This window comes from Nocardiopsis endophytica (assembly GCF_027706725.1).
In the GTDB taxonomy this organism is placed as follows: domain Bacteria; phylum Actinomycetota; class Actinomycetes; order Streptosporangiales; family Streptosporangiaceae; genus Nocardiopsis_A; species Nocardiopsis_A endophytica.
This window is the reverse complement of the sequence record NZ_JAQFWQ010000088.1, coordinates 1-17549: the sequence shown is the minus strand read 5'-3', so window position 1 is coordinate 17549 and position 17549 is coordinate 1. Positions and strand designations below refer to the sequence as shown.

The window sequence follows — 17549 nt, the reverse complement described above, 5'->3', positions numbered from 1 at the left end:
GGCGGCGGCACCGGGGATCGGCCGTGTCCGCCCGCGGCTACTTGACCGGCAGCCCGGTCACCGCGCGGCCGATGATCAGGCGCTGGATCTCGCTGGCTCCCTCGAAGATGGTGAAGATGGTGGCGTCCCGGTGCCAGCGCTCCACGGGGTACTCCCTCGTGTAGCCGTTCCCGCCCAGGATGCGGATCGCGTTCTGGGTCACCCAGGTCGCCGTCTCGCTAGCGAACAGCTTGCTCATCGACCCCTCGGCCTGGGCGAAGTCCTTGTCGTTGCGCGCCATCCAGGCCGCGCGCCACACGAGCAGCCGCGCCGCGTCGATCCGGGTCGCCATGTCCGCCAGCGTGAACGCCACCGCCTGGTTCTCCCCGATGGGGCGGCCGAACTGCTCGCGCTCGCGGGAGTAGTCGCGCGCGTACTCGTAGGCCGCGCGCGCACAGCCCACCGCCATCGCGCCCACCGACGGGCGGGACGCCTCGAAGGTCTTCATCGCCGCCTGGCCGCCGGAGCTGCGGCCCTCGCGCGCGCGGGCCAGGCGCTCGTCGAGCCTCTCCTTGCCCCCCAGCAGGCAGTGGCCCGGCACCCGCACGTCGTCGAGGACCACTTCGGCGGTGTGCGAGGCGCGGATGCCGTGCTTGGCGAACTTCTGCCCCTGCGACAGGCCCGGGGTGCCCGGCGGGACGATGAAGCTGGCCTGCCCCCGCGAGCCCAGCCCGGGGTCGACCGAGGCCACCACGACGTGCACGTCGGCGATGCCCCCGTTGGTGGCCCAGGTCTTGGTGCCGTTGAGCACCCACTCGTCCTTGGCCTCGTCGTAGACGGCGCGGGTGCGGATGGAGGCCACGTCGCTGCCGGCGTCGGGCTCGGAGGAGCAGAACGCGCCCAGCTTGATGTCGTCGGCGGTGCCGAACATCTGCGGCACCCACTCGAAGAGCTGCTCCTGGGTGCCGTTGCCCGCGACGGCCACGGCCGCCAGCCCGGTGCCGGTCAGGGACAGGGCGATGCCCGGGTCGCCCCAGTACAGCTCCTCGAAGGCGGCGGGGATGCCCACGCCGCTGGGCTCCAGCCACTGGTTGGCGAAGAAGTCCAGCGAGTACAGGCCGATCTTGGCCGCCTCCTGGAGGATCGGCCAGGGGGTCTCCTCGCGCTCGTCCCACTCGGCGGCGGCGGGGCGGATCACGTCGCGGGCGAAGCCGTGGGTCCAGTCGCGGACGTCGCGGACGTCCTCGCTGAGCTCCAGGCTGAACGCGGGGGCGCCTGCGGAGTCGGTCATGTGCACACGTCCTTCGTTCGTCCCGGCGGCGGGCCGGGAGAGGGCGTCGGGTCTCGGGGCGGGCAGGGGCGGCCGCGGGGCGCCGCCCGCCCTGGTGTTACCAACAGTAACACCCGGTCTCGGGCCGCCGGAAGAGCGGGCGGCACGCGCGAGGGGGCCCACGGCCGCACCCCGGATGACCGGCGGGAACGGCCGGATCGGGCCGTGTCCGGCAGGGGCGCCCGGGCGAACCCGCTACCCGTGGGGCGCGTCCTAACGGGTGTCATCCGTCCGGGGGAGGTCCTGGGGCCCAGGACCCGGCGTACAAGGGGGAACAGCCATGTCCACTGCACTGAGGGACCGGAGAGCGCGAGCCGCGGCGACGCACAGGGCACGCCGCAGGGCGGGAGCCCTCGCCGCCGCGGTGGCGGTCCCGGCGCTGGCGATGGGGGCCTCCGCACCCGCGGCCGCGGAGGCCGGCGCCGCGCCCGGGGGAGCCCATACGGGGATCCGGGCGTGCGAGTCCAGCGACTACAAGCTCATCTACGAAGGTCGTGAGGCCGCCGCCGGGACCATGTACATCCGCTTCGCCATGTCCCGCATCATGGGCGACGGGCCGGGCGAGGAGCCGTGCGTGCAGTACACCCCGGTCGCCATGCACTGGATCGACAGCTTCGAGGGCGAGCGGGTCGGCGACTGGGCGCGCTACGACGACGACCCGCCCGAGCCCTTCGTGGTCGAGCCGGGAGGCGCCGCGTCCCTGACCGTCCGCCAGCCCAACCCGCTCAACTACCCGGAGGAGGACTGCGAGCCTCAGCCGGTCGCAGGCATCCAGGTCTACCTGAGGTTCGAGGACGACGAAGGCGTCTACGGCCCGACCGGCGGCCAGGACGTCATGTGCTCGCTGCCCGGCAAGGGCGTCCCGACCGTGTTCGTCGGGCCGTACGAGGCCTGAACGCCTGCGAGGCGTGAACGCGTCCGGGTCCTGACCGCGACGGGGGCGGGTCAGGACCCGGGAGCAGTTCACCACGGCGGGGCCCTGCGCGTGCCGCGGGTCGCCTCACCAGGTCACCGGGAACGCCTCGGTGGACCGGACGAACCGCTCCTCGTTCCAGCGCAGCTCCTCCAGGGGGGTAGCGGGCCGCAGCCCCGGCAGCCCCTCCGCCATCGCCTCCAAGGCCACCTGGAGTTCCATGCGCGCCAGCGACGCGCCCACGCAGTGGTGGATCCCGTGCCCGAAGGCCAGGTGCGGCGTGCGGCCCCGCTCGAAGTCCAGCCGGTCGGGCTCGGCGAAGGCCTCCGGGTCGCGGTTGGCCGCCGACAGCTCCACGATGACCTGGTCGCCCGCGGGCACGCGCACACCGCCCACCTCGGCGTCCTCGAGCGCGTACCGCGTGAACGACCCGGGGCGGATCAGCGGCACCAGCCGGAGCAGCTCCTCGACCGCCCCCGGGACCAGGCCGGGGTCGGTGACCAGGCGGGCGAACCCGTCCTCCTTCAGCAGCAGGTAGAAGAACCCGGGCACGAGCGACGCCGTCGTCTCGTGCCCCGCGATCAGCAGCGCGCGCAGCAGCCCCAGCAGCTCCTCCTCGTTGAGGCGGCTGCCCTCGTAGTGTTCGCGCGCCAGGGCGCCGACGAGCCCGCCGTCCGGGTCGTCCCTGCGCAGGGTCACCATGTCCGCCAGGTAGGCGTCGATGCGCGCCTGGTTCTCCTGCACCCGCTCGGGTGTGCTGTCGGTCGTGCTCAGGAACGCGTCGCTCCAGGCGTGGAAGGAGTGCCGGTCGGAGGAGGGGACCCCGAGCAGCTCGCAGATGACCTCGATGGGCAGCGGGAGCGCGAGGTCGCGGACCAGGTCGCCGGGCGGCCCCTGGTCGCGCATCCCCTGGACGAGGCGGTCGGCGACGCCCCGGGTCCACGGGCGCAGGCGCTCGACCCGGCGCGGCGTGAACACCTTGCCGACCAGGCCGCGCACCTGCGTGTGGCGCGGCGGGTCCATGTTCATGATCGTCCGGTTGGACACGTCGATGGGCCCGATCCGGGCGGTGCGCTCCTCGGGGATGCCCGCGCGCTCGGCGTCCCGGCCGAACCGGGGGCTGCTCAGGACGTCCTTGGCGTCCTCGTAGCGGGTCACGAGCCAGGCCGGGTCGCCGAAGGGCAGGCGCACCCGGACCGGGGCGCCGCCCTTGCGCGCCTCGGCGAGGGCGGGGGCGGGCGTGAGCGGGTGGTCCGAGGGGAAGGGGAACGCGGCGGCATCGGGCATGGGTGGCCTCCAGGATGGCGGTCTCCCCGCGACTCCATGCGGGTCGGGGGTCATCCGGAACGGGAGGCGGCGCCGCACCTTCCACACTAGATGGAACACGGTGCCCCGATAGGGGCGCTCCGGTGACACTGGGCTACCCGTCGACCGCGTGTGGCGACCATTGCGGGCGACCGGAACCGGCCGCGTGGGAAAGGGGTGGCGGACGTTCGAAACGGGGTCCGGTTGCCGGGGTTGATGCATTCTTTATATAACGGTCTGGTATCGGTAAGGGTGTGTACGTCGACGACATCCGCACCGCGACCGACCGAGGCGCGACGGCCGTCGGGGCCGGCACGGCCGAGGGGGCCGTCCCGCGGCCCGCGCCGCCCACCGCCTGGATCGACCTGGCCCGGGTGGCGGCGATGGGGGCCGTCGTCCTCATCCACGCCTATTCGCCCCTGGTCACCGAGGTCTACACCGGCCAGGGAAGCACCGCGTGGTGGACCTCCACCGCCCTGGACGCCGCGCTCCGCTGGTGCGTGCCCGTCTTCGTGATGATCAGCGGCGCGCTGCTGCTGAGCCCCAGGGACGAGACGGCGCCCGACTTCTACCGCAAGCGCTGGGCCCGCATCGGCGTCCCGCTGGTGGTGTGGACCGCCGCCTACCTCGCCTGGGAGATGTGGCGCACCGGCCTGACCCCCTCCGGGGCCGTCGAGCAGGCGGCCTCCGGCGAGCCCGCCATCCACCTGTACTTCCTGTACATCATCGCCGGGCTCTACGTGTTCACGCCGTTCCTGCGCACCCTGGTCGGCGCCGCCACCCGCAGCGCGCTGTGGTGGTTCGCCGGGGCCGCCCTGGCCTTCGGCGCCCTCAACCAGGCCCTCGGCCTGATCGAGGGCGTCGGCGGGACCACCGCCGCCGCCCAGTTCCTCCCCTACGTCGGCTACTACGTGCTCGGCTGGCTGCTCTTCCACGGCCCGACCGGCCGCCGTCCCCTGCGGCTCGGGCTCGCCCTCCTGGTCGCCGGCAGCGCCGCCGCGGCCGTCGGCGCGGGCGCCCTGGCGGAGCTGGCAGGGGAGTGGGGCGCGGAGGCCGACTACGTCTTCGACTTCCTGTCGCCCGCGGTGATCGCCGCCGCGATCGGCGCGTTCCTCGTCCTCAGGGAGGCGGGCCTGCGCCTCGCGGCCTCCGAGAGGCGGACCGCCGCCCTGGTGTCCCGCACCGCGCGCTGGGCCGCCGGCCCCAGCTTCGGCGTCTACCTGGTGCACGTGATGGTGCTGTTCTCTTTGAGGGATCTGTTCGGAATGCCCGCAGAAGGACCATGGTCCGTTCTGGCGGCCGCGGGTTATGCGGCGGTGGTGACCGCCGTCAGCCTGCTCCTCGTCGAAGTGCTCCGCCGAATCCCTTTCGCGCGTGCCGTCGTCTAGAACCGGTCGGCCTGAATTCCGGAAACGGTGGTACGGCTCACACCCGCGACGTACGATGGCGCGGACTTCCCCTCCCCCTAGCCAGGTAAGGGCACCGCCGATGACCGACACTGACGGACAGTCGAAGGCCTCCGACTGGGCGCCCACGAGCGCCCCCGTCATCCAGACGACGGAGCCGACCATCGCCCGGGTCTACGACGCGCTCCTGGGCGGCAAGGACAATTTCCAGGTAGACCGGGACGGCGCCGCTCTCTACATCAAATACGTGCCGATGTCGGGCCAGTGCGCCCTGGACAACCGCGCCGCCCTCGTGCGGGGCGTGCAGTACCTGGCCCGCACGGCGGGGCTCGACCAGTTCCTCGACATCGGCAGCGGCCTGCCCACGGTCAAGAACACCCACGAAGCGGCCCAGGAGATCAACCCGAACGCCCGCGTGGTCTACGTCGACAACGACCCCATCGTGCTGGCGCACGGCAGGGCCCTGCTGGCGGAGAACAACACCACCACCGTGGTGACCGCCGACTTCCGGCGCCCCCAGGAGATCCTGGACCACCCGGACGTGCGCGCGCTGCTGGACTTCGACCGGCCCATCGCCCTCATGGTGGTCGGCCTGCTCATGCACTTCCACGACGACGAGGACCCCGGCTCCTGGATCCGCACCCTGCTCGACGCCATGCCCTCCGGGTCCCACCTGTTCATCACCGACTTCGCCGACACCGGCGACGAACTCCAGAAGCAGATGGAGCGGGCCGGGCTGGAGAGCCTGGGCAACGGCTGGATCCGCACGCCCGAGCGGATCCGCGAGCACTTCCTGGGCCTGCCCCTGGTGCCGCCCGGCCTGGACTTCCTGGAGCGCTGGCACCCCGAGGACCCGGACGCCGACGTTCCGGCGGCCGAGGACCTCGAACCCCACCAGCGCATCCTCATGGGCGGGATCGCCTACAAGCCCTGAGGCACGCTCAGGAGCCCAGGTAGGCCAGCACGGCCCGGACACGGCGGTGCCCGCCGTCGTCCGGGCCGAGGTCCAGCTTGGCGAAGATGTTCCCGATGTGCTTGTGCACCGCCCGCTCGGTGACCACGAGGCGGTCGGCGATCTCCCGGTTGCCCAGGCCCTCGGCCATCAGCCCCAGCACCTCCCGCTCCCGGCCGGTCAGCCGCTCCAGCGGGTCGCGGCGGCGCGCGAGGAGCTGCGCCACCGCCTCGGGGTCGATCACCGTGCCCCCGGCGGCCACCCGGCGCACCGCGTCCAGGAAGTCGTCGACCCGCGACACCCGGTCCTTGAGCAGGTAGCCCACCCCTCCGGCGCCGTCCGCCAACAGCTCGCGCGCGTACACCTGCTCCACGTACTGGGAGAAGACCAGCACCGGCAGGCCCGGCAGCTCGGCGCGCGCGGCCAGCGCCGCCTGCAGCCCCTCGTCGGTGAACGAGGGCGGCAAACGCACGTCGACCACCGCGGCGTCCGGCCGGTGCGCGCGCACCGCCTCCAGGAACGCCTCCGGGTCCGCGGTCTTCGCGGCGACCTCGAAGCCGGAGGCGGTGAGCAGCAGGTCCAGCCCCTCCATCAGCACCGCGTTGTCCTCGACGATCACGATCCGCACGGAAGCACCGCCTCCACCGCCGTGGGCCCACCCGCCGGGCTGGACACCGCGATCGACCCGTCCAGGGCCGCCACCCGCCGCTTCATCCCGGCCACCCCGGTCCCGTTCCGCTCGTCCACACCGCCGCGCCCGTCGTCGCGCACCCGCACCACGAGCGACCCGCCGTCCCGGACCAGCTGCACCTGCGCGCGCGTGGCGCCGGAGTGGCGGGCCACGTTGGTCAGCGCCTCGGCCACCACGAAGTAGGCCGTGGACTCCACCGCCGCCGGGACCTCGCCCAAGGGGGCGACCTCCACCCCCACGGGCACGGGGGCGCCCGCGGCCAGCGCCGACACCGCGCCGGAGAGGCCCCGGTCGGCCAGCACCGGCGGGTAGATGGACCGCACCACCGTGCGCAGCTCGGCCATCGCCTCCTCGGCGCCGTTCTGCGCCTCGGTGAGCAGCCGCGCCGCCGCCTGTGGGTCGTCCCCGATCACCTTCTGCGCCAGCCCCAGCCGCATCGCCAGCGCCACCAGCCGCGCCTGGGTGCCGTCGTGCAGGTCCCGTTCGATGCGCCGCAGCTCCGAGGCGTGCGCGTCGAGCGCCCCCTCCCGCGTGCGGCTCAGCGTCTCGATGCGCTCGGTCAGGCGCGCCTCCGGCGAGGGCGCGAGCATCCGCGCCGAGAGGCGGGCGTGCAGGCGCGCCAGCGGGGGCATGCCGAAGACGAGCAGCAGGGTGAGCAGCGCGGCCTGTACCGCCCCGTCGGCCAGCGCGACCGGCCACGACGTCACCGGGATGCCGATCGTCGTCGTCATCGGGTCGTCCGCGGGCGCCGCCTGCCACAGGAGCGCCTGGGCGACGGTCGCCGGAACGCCGACGAGCGCGATGAGGCCCAGCAGCCCGAACGGGATGCCGGGGAGGATCATCGTCACGACCCACCGCAGGTCCCGCAGCGTCTGGGGGTCGGTGACGACCGTCTTGAACGCCGCGACCGGCCCCGGCGGCTGCGCACGGTAGCCGACGGTGATCTCCTCGCCCAGGAAGCGCCCGACCCGCCGCCGCTCGAACTCGGCCCACCGCCGCACCCCGTAGAGGAACGCGGGGAGCAGCAGCAGTCCCAGCCCGGCGATCGGGATGGTGACCACCCCGACGAGCAGGATCGGCGGGACCAGGAGGGCGGCGATGGCGAAGGGCAGAGTGGTGATCAGGAAGAGCGCCGCACGCACACCGCCGGCGAGCCGCCCCGATCGCCCCTGCCGCCCCCGACCGGGGCCGCCCGCGGACCGAGGGAAGGCCTCGGCGGGAGGGGAGTCGTTCATGACGAGGATTCTTCCGGACCCGCGGCGCGGTGTCGGTGTAGCGCGCACCACTTCCGCACAGGCGCACGCGGCACCCCTCATGAGGGCGTCCGGCCGACCCCGTCCTAATGTGGGATCCCATGAGCGTTTCCACGGGCGACGAGGCCCCTGCAAAGCTGACCGTCGGGCGCCGCTTCAACGGCCCTCCCGGCTCCGCGAACGGCGGATACCTGGCCGGGCTCCTCGCGCGCCGGGTGGGCACCCCCGCCGTGCGGGTCACACTGCGCACCCCGCCGCCGCTGGAGACGCCCATGGAGGTCGACCCCGGCGGCGGCGACGCCCCCCTGCGCCTCCTGCACGGCGACACCCTGGTCGCCGAGGCCCAGCCAGCCGAGGCCCCCGCGACCGACCTGCGCCCCGTCTCCCCGGAGACCGCCGCCGAGGCCTCGCGCGGCTTCCGCGGCCGGGCAGGCCACCCGTTCGCCACGTGCTTCGTCTGCGGCAACGACCGCGCCGAGGGCGACGGGCTGCGCGTTCTGGCGGGCCCGGTCCCCGGCGCCGACGGCGGCCTCGTCGCCGCCCCCTGGACCCCGGACGCCTCCCTCGCCGGTGACACCCCCCGGACCGCCGGTCCCGAGTTCGCCTGGGCGGCCCTCGACTGCCCCGGAGGCTGGGCCAGCGACGTGCACGAGCGCCCCATGGTGCTGGGCCGGATGGCCGCCGAGGTGGTCCGCCTGCCCGAGATCGGCAAGCCGCACGTGGTCATGGGCCGCCTGCTGCGCACCGAAGGCCGCAAGGTCTTCACGGCCACCGCGCTGTTCGACCATGAGGGGGCGCGCATCGCCTCCGCCGAGGCGACCTGGATCATCATCGACCCGAAGGACTTCGGCGCGGCGGGATAGCCGGGGAGACCCGCGCCCGCGCGCTCTAGACTCGTGCGGTGTGGCCCTTGAATCCGCACAGCCGACCCGTCCCGCGCGCGGGCGCAGCCCCGAACGGCGGCGCGCGATCCTCGACGCCGCCGACCGTGTGATCCAGCGCGACGGCCCCGACGCGCCCATGTCCGCGATCGCCGCCGAAGCGGGGATCAGCAAGCCGATCCTGTACCGGCACTTCGGGGACAAGGGAGGGCTCTACCGGTCGCTGGCCGAACGGCACGTCGATCCCCTCATCGACCGGATCCGCGCCGAGCTGCACGGAGGGGAGACGCTGCGCCTGCGGGCGCGCGCCACGGTCGGCGCCTACCTGCAGATGATCCGCCGGAACCTGAACCTGTACCGGTTCCTGATGGACCGGGCCACCTCCGAGGACCCGCAGACCCGCGGCGACGTGGGCATGATGGTGCGGCGGCTGGGCGAGGAGCTGGCCGGGATGCTCGTCTCCGAAGGGCACATCCCGGACCCGCTCCGGGCGCAGATCGTCGCCCACGCGGTGGTGGGCATGGTGCAGGCGGCCGGGGAGTGGTGGCTGGAGCACCCGGAGGTCGGCGACGAGGTGGTCATCGACGACCTGACGGACGCCGTGGTGGGGGCGATCACTCGGTGACGGCCTCGAACCTGCGCTGGTAGCGCTCCTTGCGCCTGCGCGCCTCCTCCTCCCGGGACCGCGGCGGGGCGGACGTGGTGAGGCCGTCCATGAGCTCGGCCGTCGCGGCGGCGACGGCCTCCACCGCCCTGTCGAACGCCTCCCTGTTCTTCGCGGACGGCGCGGTCGCCCCGCTGACCTTGCGGACGTACTGCAGGGCGGCCGCCCTGACCTCTTCGTCGGTGACCGGCGGCTCCATGTTGTGCAGCCGGCGAATGTTGCGGCACATACCCGTGACGCTACGCCGCCCCTGAGACGGAACGCCACGGCCGGCGCCCCCGGCAGGCCTCCCGGCCGGTTCCCCCGATCGGTTCCCTCGGACGGCGCCCCCGGGCTAACGTCGACTCCGCCGAGGGGCGAGGGAAGGCCGAACGGCCGGCGGGACCGGGGAGGCGCGCATGCCCGATGCGGAGAGCGTGAACAACCATGCGGCGTCCAACTCGGGTCCCACTTACCAGTTCGGCGCCGTCCACGGCGGGGTGCACGTCGATGCCCCGCGGACCGAGGGCGGCGACCTCCCCTTCATCGACGTGTCCCCTCCCGGGCTTCCGGAGGGCGCGGCGCGGATCCCCCAGTGGGACACCGCGGCGGCCCAGGTCCTCGACGCCTTGAAGGCGGCGCCCGGGCCGAGGGCGCTGTACGGCCCGGCAGGGGTCGGGACCTCAACGGTCGCCGCCGTCGTCGCCGAGAGGGCCCGGCGCGACCTCGGATGGCCCGTCTTCTGGATCCGCCCCGGCAGGCGCCTGCACGGACTCCTTCACACGGCCTGCGCGCTGAGCGGATCCGCGGGCGGGCGCGCACGCGAACTGTTGTGGGCGGTACCCGAGGACGGCATCTCATGGGCGCGCGAGGTGGTCGCCTCCCACCGCGCCCCCGCCCTGATCATCATCGACGGGGCCGACGGCGGCCCAGGGGGGAACGGCGCCGAACGCGCCGCCGCGAGCGGTTGGGAGAGGATCGGCGGCGAGTGCCGCGTCCTGCTGACGGGGCGCTCCGGGCGCGTGGTGGGCGCCGGTCGGCGCCACGCCCTGGCGCCGCTCGACGACAGGGCGGCCTACGCCCTGCTCCACGAGCGCATCCCCCCTCGGGACGCCGAGGAGGGCCGTGCCCTGGAGGACGCGGTGGCGTCGTGCAGGGGCAGGCCGAGGCGGTTGTTCGAAGCGGCCTCCGCCGTCGAGGAGGAGGGCCGTCAGGAGGCCGCGGAACTCCTGCGGACGTGGGAGTGCCTGGACGGTGTCCTGGACGGTCCACACGGCACCGGCCCCAGGAGGGTCCTGGAGGTGCTCGCCGCCGTCGGTGCGGACACGGCGCCCGGGGGAGTGCCCCGGCGCTGGTGCGGGGCGCTCAAGGCGGACGCCGGATCGGCTTCCGAGGAGGAGACCCGACGCATCCTCGGTCTCCTGGAGGAGCGGCGCCTCGTCTCCCTGGGAGGGGACGGCCCGCGGGGGTCGGTCGGACTGGACGCGCGCGTCGCACGCTGCATGCGGACGGACATGGGGCCCGTCCACGCCGCCGAGACCGCCCTGGGCGTCCTCGAATTCTGGGCGGGCCACGATGTCCCGGTCGACCGCGCCGGACTGGAGCGGGTGCGCGGTCTCCATGCCTCCGTCCCCGGTGTCGTCCTCCGCGCGGACGCGGCCATCGGCTTGACGGAACTGGAGCTCGCGGGGCGGACCGCGACTGAGCGGGCGGCGAGGCTGCTCAAGCGGGTCCTCAAAGAGGCGGAGATGGAACGGCCCGTCGGTGACGGGACGCTCAGGGCGCAACAGCGGGCTCTTGCGGGCATGGCATGGGTCGACACCCGCGCGGGGAACAGGGAGAGGGCCCTGGCGGCTCTCGACTCGGTCATCGCAGAACAGGCGGGCTCCCTCGGGCCCGACCACCCGGACACCCTGTTCAGCGAGTCCGTGAGCGCCCTGCTGGTCCAGGGCTCCGGGAACCACCACGAATCGGAGCTGATCTATGCGCGGATCATGGAGCCGTTGGCCGAGGCCTTCGGTGAGGACCATTTCCGTGTGCTGTTGGCCCGGTTCGAAGTGGCCGGTGTGCGCGCGGTACACGGGGACTTCGCGGGGGCCGAGAAGGAGATGTCCCGCATCGCCGAGCGGTGTGCCGCGGTCCTCGGCGGCAAGGAGCCGCGAACCGCGCACGTTCGAGGAGCGGTCAGGATGGTGCGCGTCTTCAACAACAGCGCGATGCAGGGGCCCGGCAGGGCCTTCATGACCGGCGCGAGCTGGCTGACGCGGACGCTCGCGCGCTTCGGCATCGGCTGAACAGGGCCTTCCGCCCCTCTGCTGCCCGGCCGGACGGGTCAGACGCTCGCCGGGACCCTCCACTCGCGCAGTTCGGCGTTGTGCATGTGCGGGTGGCCCAGGCGGCCGAAGAACACCGCGTGGCCGACGACCAGGATCGACCGCTCCGGCCTGCGCGCCACCCAGTCGGTGAACGCCGCCACGCGCTCCTGCAGGACGTCCTCGGGCTCCACGGAGACGCCGCGCTCGTCGGGCTCGCCCGCATGCCACCAGGTCTCGGGCAGGTGGTCGAAGTCCAGGCCGGGGAAGTCCCCGGCCAGCGCGCGCGGCGGGCGGCCGATGTCGCAGCTGTTGCCCAGGTGCTCGCGGTGCAGGGCCTCCACGACGATCGGCACATCGAGTCCGCGCGTCACCAGGAGCGTCGTCTGCACGGCCCGGGTGAGGGGCGAGGTGACGACCAGCTCGGGCGCCAGGCGGCGCACGCCGTCCGCGGCCGCCGCCGCCTGGGCCTCGCCCATCGGGGTCAGCTTCGCGTCGAAGATGAGCGGGTCGCGCCCGGTCTGGTCGTAGACCGCGTTGAAGGCGCTCTGCCCGTGCCGGAGAAGGTGGACGGTGCTGTGGTCGGTCGATGGCGTCACGTCGGCCCCCGTCGGGTCGTCCTGCCGCCGTTCCCTCCCGGAAGGGGACCGGGAGGGAACGGCGCTGGATGAGACAGGCTTCCCGTCCGGGGTTACGCGGTGCTGACGGCAGCGGCTCGCCGGGCCGAACGGACGCGGTCGCCCGGGCCGTCCCGGGCGACCGCGCCGCTCGCGCCGACGGTGCCGCTTGCGCCGGCCGTGCCGCTCGCACCGACGGCGCCGGCCGGTCAGGCCGGGGACAGGCCCACGAGCATCCCGGGCAGGTCCGCCTCGTGCAGCACGGTCAGGCGCCGGGTGGCGCGGGTGACCGCCACGTACAGGTCGCGCCCGCCCTGCGGCGACTGCTCCAGGATCTCGTCCGGGGCGGCCACCACCACCGCGTCGAACTCCAACCCCTTGGCCTGCGTGCAGGTCAGCACCGCGACCGGGGCGTCCAGCACCTCGGGGGAGGCCTGCGACTCCGCCTCGGGCAGCAGCGCCGCGAACGCGGCGTGCCGGGCGTCGGGGACGATCACCGCGACGCGCCCGGCCACCCCGTCGGGGTCGCCGTCCCCGGCGCCCTCGCCGCTCTGCACGGCGCGCACCTCCTCCTCGGCCACGCCCGGCAGCCGCTCCTCCCACGTCCCGGGGGCGATCCGCACCGACCGGGGCGCGTCGCCGCCCTCGCGCACCGACTCCGGCGGCTCCTGGCCGGGGGCGACCTCCTTCAGCACGGCGGCGGCGACCTCCATGATCGGTGCGGGCGTCCGGTAGTTCACCAGCAGCCGCTCCTCATGCAGCCCTGAGCCGACGTGGCGCTCCAGCATCGACGTCCACGACGACGCCCCGGCCGCGCTGCCCGTCTGGGCGACGTCGCCCACCACGGTCAGGGAGCGCGTGGGGATGCGCCGCATGACGGTCCGCCAGGCCATCTCCGACAGTTCCTGGGCCTCGTCCACGATCACGTGCCCGTAGGCCCATGTGCGGTCCGCCGCCGCGCGCTGGGCGGTCGTCAGCTCCGGGCCGTCGTAGCGGTTGCGCTCGGAGAGCATGTCGGCGTCCACGACCAGCTCGCCGTCGGCGGTCCGCTGCTCCGACAGGCCGGTCGCCTCCAGCACGCCCTGGGCATACCGCTCGGCCTCCTGGCGGCGCCGGGCCTCGGCCCGCTTGCGCGCGCGGCGGGCCGATCCGTCGTCCCCGAGGAGCTCGGCCGCCTCGTCCAGAAGCGGGACGTCGCCCACGGTCCACGGGGCCCCGGCGGGACGCAGCAGTGCGTCCAGCTCCTCCGGCGCCAGGGCGTCGTCCGGGGAGATGCGCGCGGCCTCACGGGCGGCCGCGGCCAGCCGGTCGGCGTCGCTGAGGAGGTCGGCGATCAGCGACTCAGGGGTCAGGTCCGGCCACAGCCCGTCGATCGCCTTGCGGACCGCGGCGTCCTCCCACAGGGTCTCCCGGGCCGACTGCAGGTCCTCCTCCGACCACAGCGGGGCGTCGGGGTCCTCCAGCTCGGGCACGCCCTTGAAGGCGCCGTCCCAGGCGGCCGCCTCCTCCGCCTCGCGGATGGAGTTCTCCAGCAGGTCGTGCTGGTCCTGGGCCAGGGCGGTGAGCATCTCGTTGGCGAAGTAGGTGCGCGCGGCGTTGTGCTTGACGCCCAGCTCGCGCGCGCGGTCGCGGATGGTGCGGCAGGTGTCCTCGTCGACGAACAGGTCGGTCCCCGAGCCGGTGACCTCCAGCCCGCCCTCGGGCACGCGCTGGCGGTCGCGCACGGCCCCCTCGACGAGCGCCGCCATCCGCAGCGACCCCTTGACGGCGGCGGCGCGGTGCCCGTCGTCCTGCTCGGCCCGGACCCCCGGGAAGAGGCCGCCGACGGTCGTCATGACGACGTCGGTCTCCCCGAGCGAGGGGAGGACCTGGCCGATGTAGCGCAGGAAGACCGGGTTGGGGCCCACGACCAGGACGCCGCGCCGCTCCAGCAGGTCGCGGTGGGTGTACAGGAGGAACGCGGCGCGGTGCAGCGCGGCCACGGTCTTGCCGGTTCCGGGCCCGCCCTGGACCACCAGCGCGCCTTGCAGGGACGAGCGGATCACCCGGTCCTGCTCGCTCTGGATGGTGGAGACGATGTCGTGCATGCGGCCCGTGCGCCCGGCGCGCAGGGACGCCATGAGGGCGGCCTCGCCCACCAGCGACCGCCGGTCGTCGTCGCTCAGCCCCTCCAGGTCGAAGACCTCGTCGTCGAGGCCCACGACCGTCCGGCGCCGGGTGTACAGGTGGCGACGGCGGGCGAGGCCGGAGGGGGAGGAGGGGGTCGCGGAGTAGAAGGGGCGTGCCGCGGGGGCGCGCCAGTCCACCAGGGCCACCTCCCGGTCGTCGTCGCGCAGTCCGATGCGGCCGATGTACAGGGTGTCCCCGGGGGCGCCGCCGTGCAGGTCGATGCGTCCGAAGCACAGCCCCTCCTCGACCGATTCGAGGCGGGTGAGACGGCGCGCCTGCTCCTCGACGCCGGCCTCCCGGTCCATCAGCGCGCCGTACCCGCTTCCGCCCGCGCGCTGGGCGCGCCGGAAGGCTTCGGCCGCGTGCGCGCGCTCGGCGTCGAGGTGGCCGTAGAGCGCCGACACGTGGTCCTGCTCGGCGCGGATTGACACGGCGAGGGGGTTGTGGCCCGCGCTTTGACTATGCTCCATTGCGTTGCTACACTCCATATTGAGTGGACGAGTGTGGCCCGTTTCGATCTCTTGGAGCGGACACCCTACCACAGCGTGCGCGCGCGTGCCGCCTCTGCGGCCCCGCACCGCCTCATCCCTCCCACTTTTCCCGCGGCCGAGCGCCCGGCGCTCCCCATCGCGCCCGCACTCGCGCTACACTTCGGCACATGCGGAACCCGGAGACCACCCCAACGCCCCGGCAGTGGTGGCGCCGCCTCTAGGCGGCGCTCCGAGTTCAGCCCTTTCCACAGGCCACGGCGACCGCCCCGGACGGCGGTCGCATCGCGTGAAAGACGCGGCCCCGGGCGGGCGGCGCGGCGGCCTCGAGCCCACCCAGCGCGATGAAGGACCGCCCGTGGAACCCAGCAACGACGCCCGACCCGCCGCCTATACCACCGCGGGCGGGATCGCCGTCCGCCGCACCGCGGCCCCCTGCGACCCCGCCGCGCTCACCGGCCTCGTCGAGGCCGTGGAAGAGCGCCGCGGCGGCGTGCTCTCCTCCGGCATGGAGTACCCGGGGCGCTACAGCCGGTGGCACCTGGGCTACGTCGACCCCTGCCTGGAGATCGCCGCGCGCGGCCGCCGGGTGAGCGCGACCGCACTCAACGACCGGGGGCGCGTGCTGCTGCCCACGGTCGCCGCCGCGCTCGCCGAGCACGGGCCCGTGGCCGCAGAGGGGCCCGACGGGGCGACGGTGGCCGTCGCCGTCCCCGAGCCCGACCCCCGGGTCTTCTTCACCGAGGAGGAGCGCAGCCGCCGCCCGGGCGTCTTCACCGTGCTCCGCTCGCTGGTCGCGGCCTTCTCCTCGGACGCCGACCCCAACCTGGGCCTGTACGGGGCGTTCGGCTACGACCTGGCGTTCCAGTTCGAGCCGGTCGAGCGGGTGCAGGAGCGCGACCCCGACGACCGCGACCTGGTCCTGCACCTGCCCGACGCGGTCATCGTGCACGACCGCAAGCGCGAGACGTGCTTCCGCTACACCTACGAGTTCACCGTCCCCGGCACCGGCGGGCGCAACCCGGCCACCACCGACGGCCTGCCGCGCACCACCGAGCCCACCCCCGAGGTCGTCCCCGCGGAGGTGCCCGGCCAGCCCGAGCCCGGCTCCTACGCGGCGATCGTGGCCGAGGCCAAGGAGCGCTTCCGCAGGGGCGACCTGTTCGAGGTCGTGCCCGGACACCGCACCTACGGGCCGTGCACCTCGCCCGCGCGCTTCTACGAGCGGCTGCGCGAGCGCAACCCCGCGCCCTACGAGTTCTTCTTCAACCTCGGCGAAGGGGAGTACCTGGTCGGGGCGTCGCCGGAGATGTTCGTCCGTGTGGGCACAGGCTCCGACGGCCGCCGCAGGGTGGAGACCTGCCCGATCTCCGGCACCATCCAGCGCGGGGACGACCCGCTGGGCGACGCCGACAACATCCGCGCGCTCCTGTCCTCCCTCAAGGAGGAGTCGGAGCTGACCATGTGCACCGACGTGGACCGCAACGACAAGTCCCGGGTGTGCGAGCCGGGGAGCGTCCGGGTGATCGGCCGCCGCCAGATCGAGATGTACAGCAGGCTGATCCACACGGTCGACCACATCGAAGGGGTGTTGCGGCCCGAGTTCGACGCGCTGGACGCGTTCCTCACCCACATGTGGGCGGTGACCGTCACCGGCGCCCCGAAGACCTGGGCGATGCGGTTCATCGAGCGCCACGAGACCTCGCCGCGCCGCTGGTACGGGGGCGCCGTGGGGGTCATCGGCTTCGACGGCTCCATGAACACGGGGCTGACGCTGCGCACCGCGCAGATCCGCGACGGGGTGGCGACGGTGCGGGTCGGGGCGACCCTGCTGTACGACTCCGACCCCGAGGCCGAGGAGAGGGAGACGTTCCTCAAGGCGCGGGCGCTGCTGGAGACGCTGAAGGACGTCGAGGAGGAGGTCAGGGAGGGCGACGGCACCGGTGCCGCTCCGGACGCCCTGGCCCCGTCCGCGCCCCCGGCCGGGGAGGGCATGAGGGTCCTGCTGGTCGACCACGAGGACTCCTTCGTCAACACCCTGGCCGACTACTTCCGCCGGCACGGGGCCGAGGTCACCACGGTCCGGTACGGATTCGACCCCGGGCTGCTGGACGAGATGGCGCCCGACCTGGCCGTGCTCTCGCCCGGGCCCGGGCTGCCGTCCGACTTCGACACGGACGCGCTCCTTGACGCCCTTGAGGAGCGGTCGCTGCCGGTGTTCGGGGTGTGCCTGGGACTGCAGGCCATGGTCGAGCACGCGGGCGGGGAGCTGCTGACCCTCAAGGAGCCGGTGCACGGCAAGCCGGGCAGGGTGCGCGTCGCCGGCGGCGACCTGCTCGGCGCCGTGGGGGAGGGGGAGACCTTCCAGGCCGCGCGCTACCACTCGGTCTACTCCACGCCCGAGAAGGTGAAGGGCTACCGGGTGATCGCGGTGACCGAGGACGGGCCCGAGCCCGTCGTCATGGCCATCGAGGACCCGGAGAAGCGCAGGTGGGCGGTGCAGTTCCACCCTGAGTCCATTCTCACTGCGGAGGTGGGCGAGGCGATCGTGGAGCGCGCGCTGCGGCTGGCCCGACGTCCGGCCTGAAGAGGGAGTCCCCCGCCCGCCGC

The 17549-nt window shown here is 74.0% G+C and carries 14 protein-coding genes; 7 read left to right on the top strand and 7 right to left on the bottom strand.

Translation table 11 applies throughout. The features are described 5' to 3' along the window. Positions 1 to 37: 37 nt before the first annotated feature. Entirely contained in the window at positions 38 to 1270 is a 1233-nt protein-coding gene (locus tag O4J56_RS23980; protein WP_270688848.1) for an acyl-CoA dehydrogenase family protein, read from the bottom strand. Between the two features lie 319 nt (positions 1271 to 1589). Between O4J56_RS23980 and O4J56_RS23975 the strand changes: the two genes are divergently transcribed. Next, positions 1590 to 2204 (top strand): hypothetical protein, encoded by a 615-nt coding sequence (locus O4J56_RS23975; RefSeq protein ID WP_270688846.1) that lies wholly within the window; start codon positions 1590 to 1592, stop codon positions 2202 to 2204. 105 nt (positions 2205 to 2309) lie between these two features. On the opposite strand, the gene O4J56_RS23970 is transcribed toward O4J56_RS23975, so the two are convergent. Then, entirely contained in the window at positions 2310 to 3509 is a 1200-nt protein-coding gene (locus tag O4J56_RS23970; protein ID WP_270688844.1) for a cytochrome P450, read from the bottom strand. A gap of 272 nt (positions 3510 to 3781) precedes the next feature. Between O4J56_RS23970 and O4J56_RS23965 the strand changes: the two genes are divergently transcribed. Both O4J56_RS23965 and O4J56_RS23960 read left to right on the top strand, forming a co-directional pair. Next, a complete protein-coding gene (locus tag O4J56_RS23965) occupies positions 3782 to 4915 on the top strand; it encodes an acyltransferase (RefSeq protein ID WP_270688842.1) in 1134 nt (377 codons plus the stop codon). Between the two features lie 100 nt (positions 4916 to 5015). Next, entirely contained in the window at positions 5016 to 5867 is an 852-nt protein-coding gene (locus O4J56_RS23960) for an SAM-dependent methyltransferase (protein ID WP_270688840.1), read from the top strand. Positions 5868 to 5874: 7 nt separating this feature from the next. Here the strand turns inward: O4J56_RS23960 and O4J56_RS23955 are convergent, their stop codons facing one another. Both O4J56_RS23955 and O4J56_RS23950 read right to left on the bottom strand, forming a co-directional pair. Then, the gene (locus O4J56_RS23955) at positions 5875 to 6513 is read right to left on the bottom strand and encodes a response regulator (protein WP_270688839.1); all 639 of its coding nucleotides are present in this window, start codon (positions 6511 to 6513) and stop codon (positions 5875 to 5877) included. Then, on the bottom strand, positions 6501 to 7811 hold the full coding sequence (locus O4J56_RS23950; RefSeq protein ID WP_270688837.1) for a sensor histidine kinase: 1311 nt from the start codon (positions 7809 to 7811) through the stop codon (positions 6501 to 6503). The genes O4J56_RS23955 and O4J56_RS23950 overlap by 13 nt, the downstream gene beginning before the upstream one ends. Positions 7812 to 7930: 119 nt before the next feature. Between O4J56_RS23950 and O4J56_RS23945 the strand changes: the two genes are divergently transcribed. After that, the gene (locus tag O4J56_RS23945) at positions 7931 to 8692 is read left to right on the top strand and encodes a hypothetical protein (protein ID WP_270688836.1); all 762 of its coding nucleotides are present in this window, start codon (positions 7931 to 7933) and stop codon (positions 8690 to 8692) included. A gap of 40 nt (positions 8693 to 8732) precedes the next feature. After that, a complete protein-coding gene (locus O4J56_RS23940; RefSeq protein ID WP_270688835.1) occupies positions 8733 to 9335 on the top strand; it encodes a TetR/AcrR family transcriptional regulator in 603 nt (200 codons plus the stop codon). Here the strand turns inward: O4J56_RS23940 and O4J56_RS23935 are convergent. Beyond that, positions 9325 to 9603, bottom strand: coding sequence for a DUF2277 domain-containing protein (locus O4J56_RS23935; RefSeq protein WP_270688834.1), 279 nt, complete (start codon positions 9601 to 9603; stop codon positions 9325 to 9327). The two genes, O4J56_RS23940 and O4J56_RS23935, sit on opposite strands and share 11 nt — an antisense overlap. Positions 9604 to 9772: 169 nt before the next feature. Between O4J56_RS23935 and O4J56_RS23930 the strand changes: the two genes are divergently transcribed. Next, a complete protein-coding gene (locus O4J56_RS23930) occupies positions 9773 to 11647 on the top strand; it encodes a hypothetical protein (protein WP_270688832.1) in 1875 nt (624 codons plus the stop codon). 38 nt (positions 11648 to 11685) lie between these two features. Here O4J56_RS23930 and O4J56_RS23925 read toward each other — a convergent pair whose 3' ends face one another. Further along, positions 11686 to 12264, bottom strand: coding sequence for a histidine phosphatase family protein (locus O4J56_RS23925; RefSeq protein ID WP_270688831.1), 579 nt, complete (start codon positions 12262 to 12264; stop codon positions 11686 to 11688). Between the two features lie 227 nt (positions 12265 to 12491). Beyond that, entirely contained in the window at positions 12492 to 14882 is a 2391-nt protein-coding gene (locus tag O4J56_RS23920; RefSeq protein ID WP_270688829.1) for a HelD family protein, read from the bottom strand. 415 nt (positions 14883 to 15297) lie between these two features. Here O4J56_RS23920 and O4J56_RS23915 point away from each other — a divergent pair, with 415 nt between their 5' ends. Beyond that, a complete protein-coding gene (locus O4J56_RS23915; RefSeq protein WP_270688827.1) occupies positions 15298 to 17526 on the top strand; it encodes an anthranilate synthase component I in 2229 nt (742 codons plus the stop codon). The last annotated feature ends 23 nt before the right edge of the window (positions 17527 to 17549 follow it).

What these genes read in the sequence shown, in the direction of transcription:
- O4J56_RS23950 (WP_270688837.1), bottom strand. Translation starts at nt 7,811, where the DNA reads ATGAACGACTCCCCTCCCGCCGAGGCCTTCCCTCGGTCCGCGGGCGGC.
- O4J56_RS23975 (WP_270688846.1), top strand. Translation starts at nt 1,590, where the DNA reads ATGTCCACTGCACTGAGGGACCGGAGAGCGCGAGCCGCGGCGACGCAC.
- O4J56_RS23935 (WP_270688834.1), bottom strand. Translation starts at nt 9,603, where the DNA reads ATGTGCCGCAACATTCGCCGGCTGCACAACATGGAGCCGCCGGTCACC.
- O4J56_RS23945 (WP_270688836.1), top strand. Translation starts at nt 7,931, where the DNA reads ATGAGCGTTTCCACGGGCGACGAGGCCCCTGCAAAGCTGACCGTCGGG.
- O4J56_RS23930 (WP_270688832.1), top strand. Translation starts at nt 9,773, where the DNA reads ATGCCCGATGCGGAGAGCGTGAACAACCATGCGGCGTCCAACTCGGGT.
- O4J56_RS23980 (WP_270688848.1), bottom strand. Translation starts at nt 1,270, where the DNA reads ATGACCGACTCCGCAGGCGCCCCCGCGTTCAGCCTGGAGCTCAGCGAG.
- O4J56_RS23970 (WP_270688844.1), bottom strand. Translation starts at nt 3,509, where the DNA reads ATGCCCGATGCCGCCGCGTTCCCCTTCCCCTCGGACCACCCGCTCACG.
- O4J56_RS23960 (WP_270688840.1), top strand. Translation starts at nt 5,016, where the DNA reads ATGACCGACACTGACGGACAGTCGAAGGCCTCCGACTGGGCGCCCACG.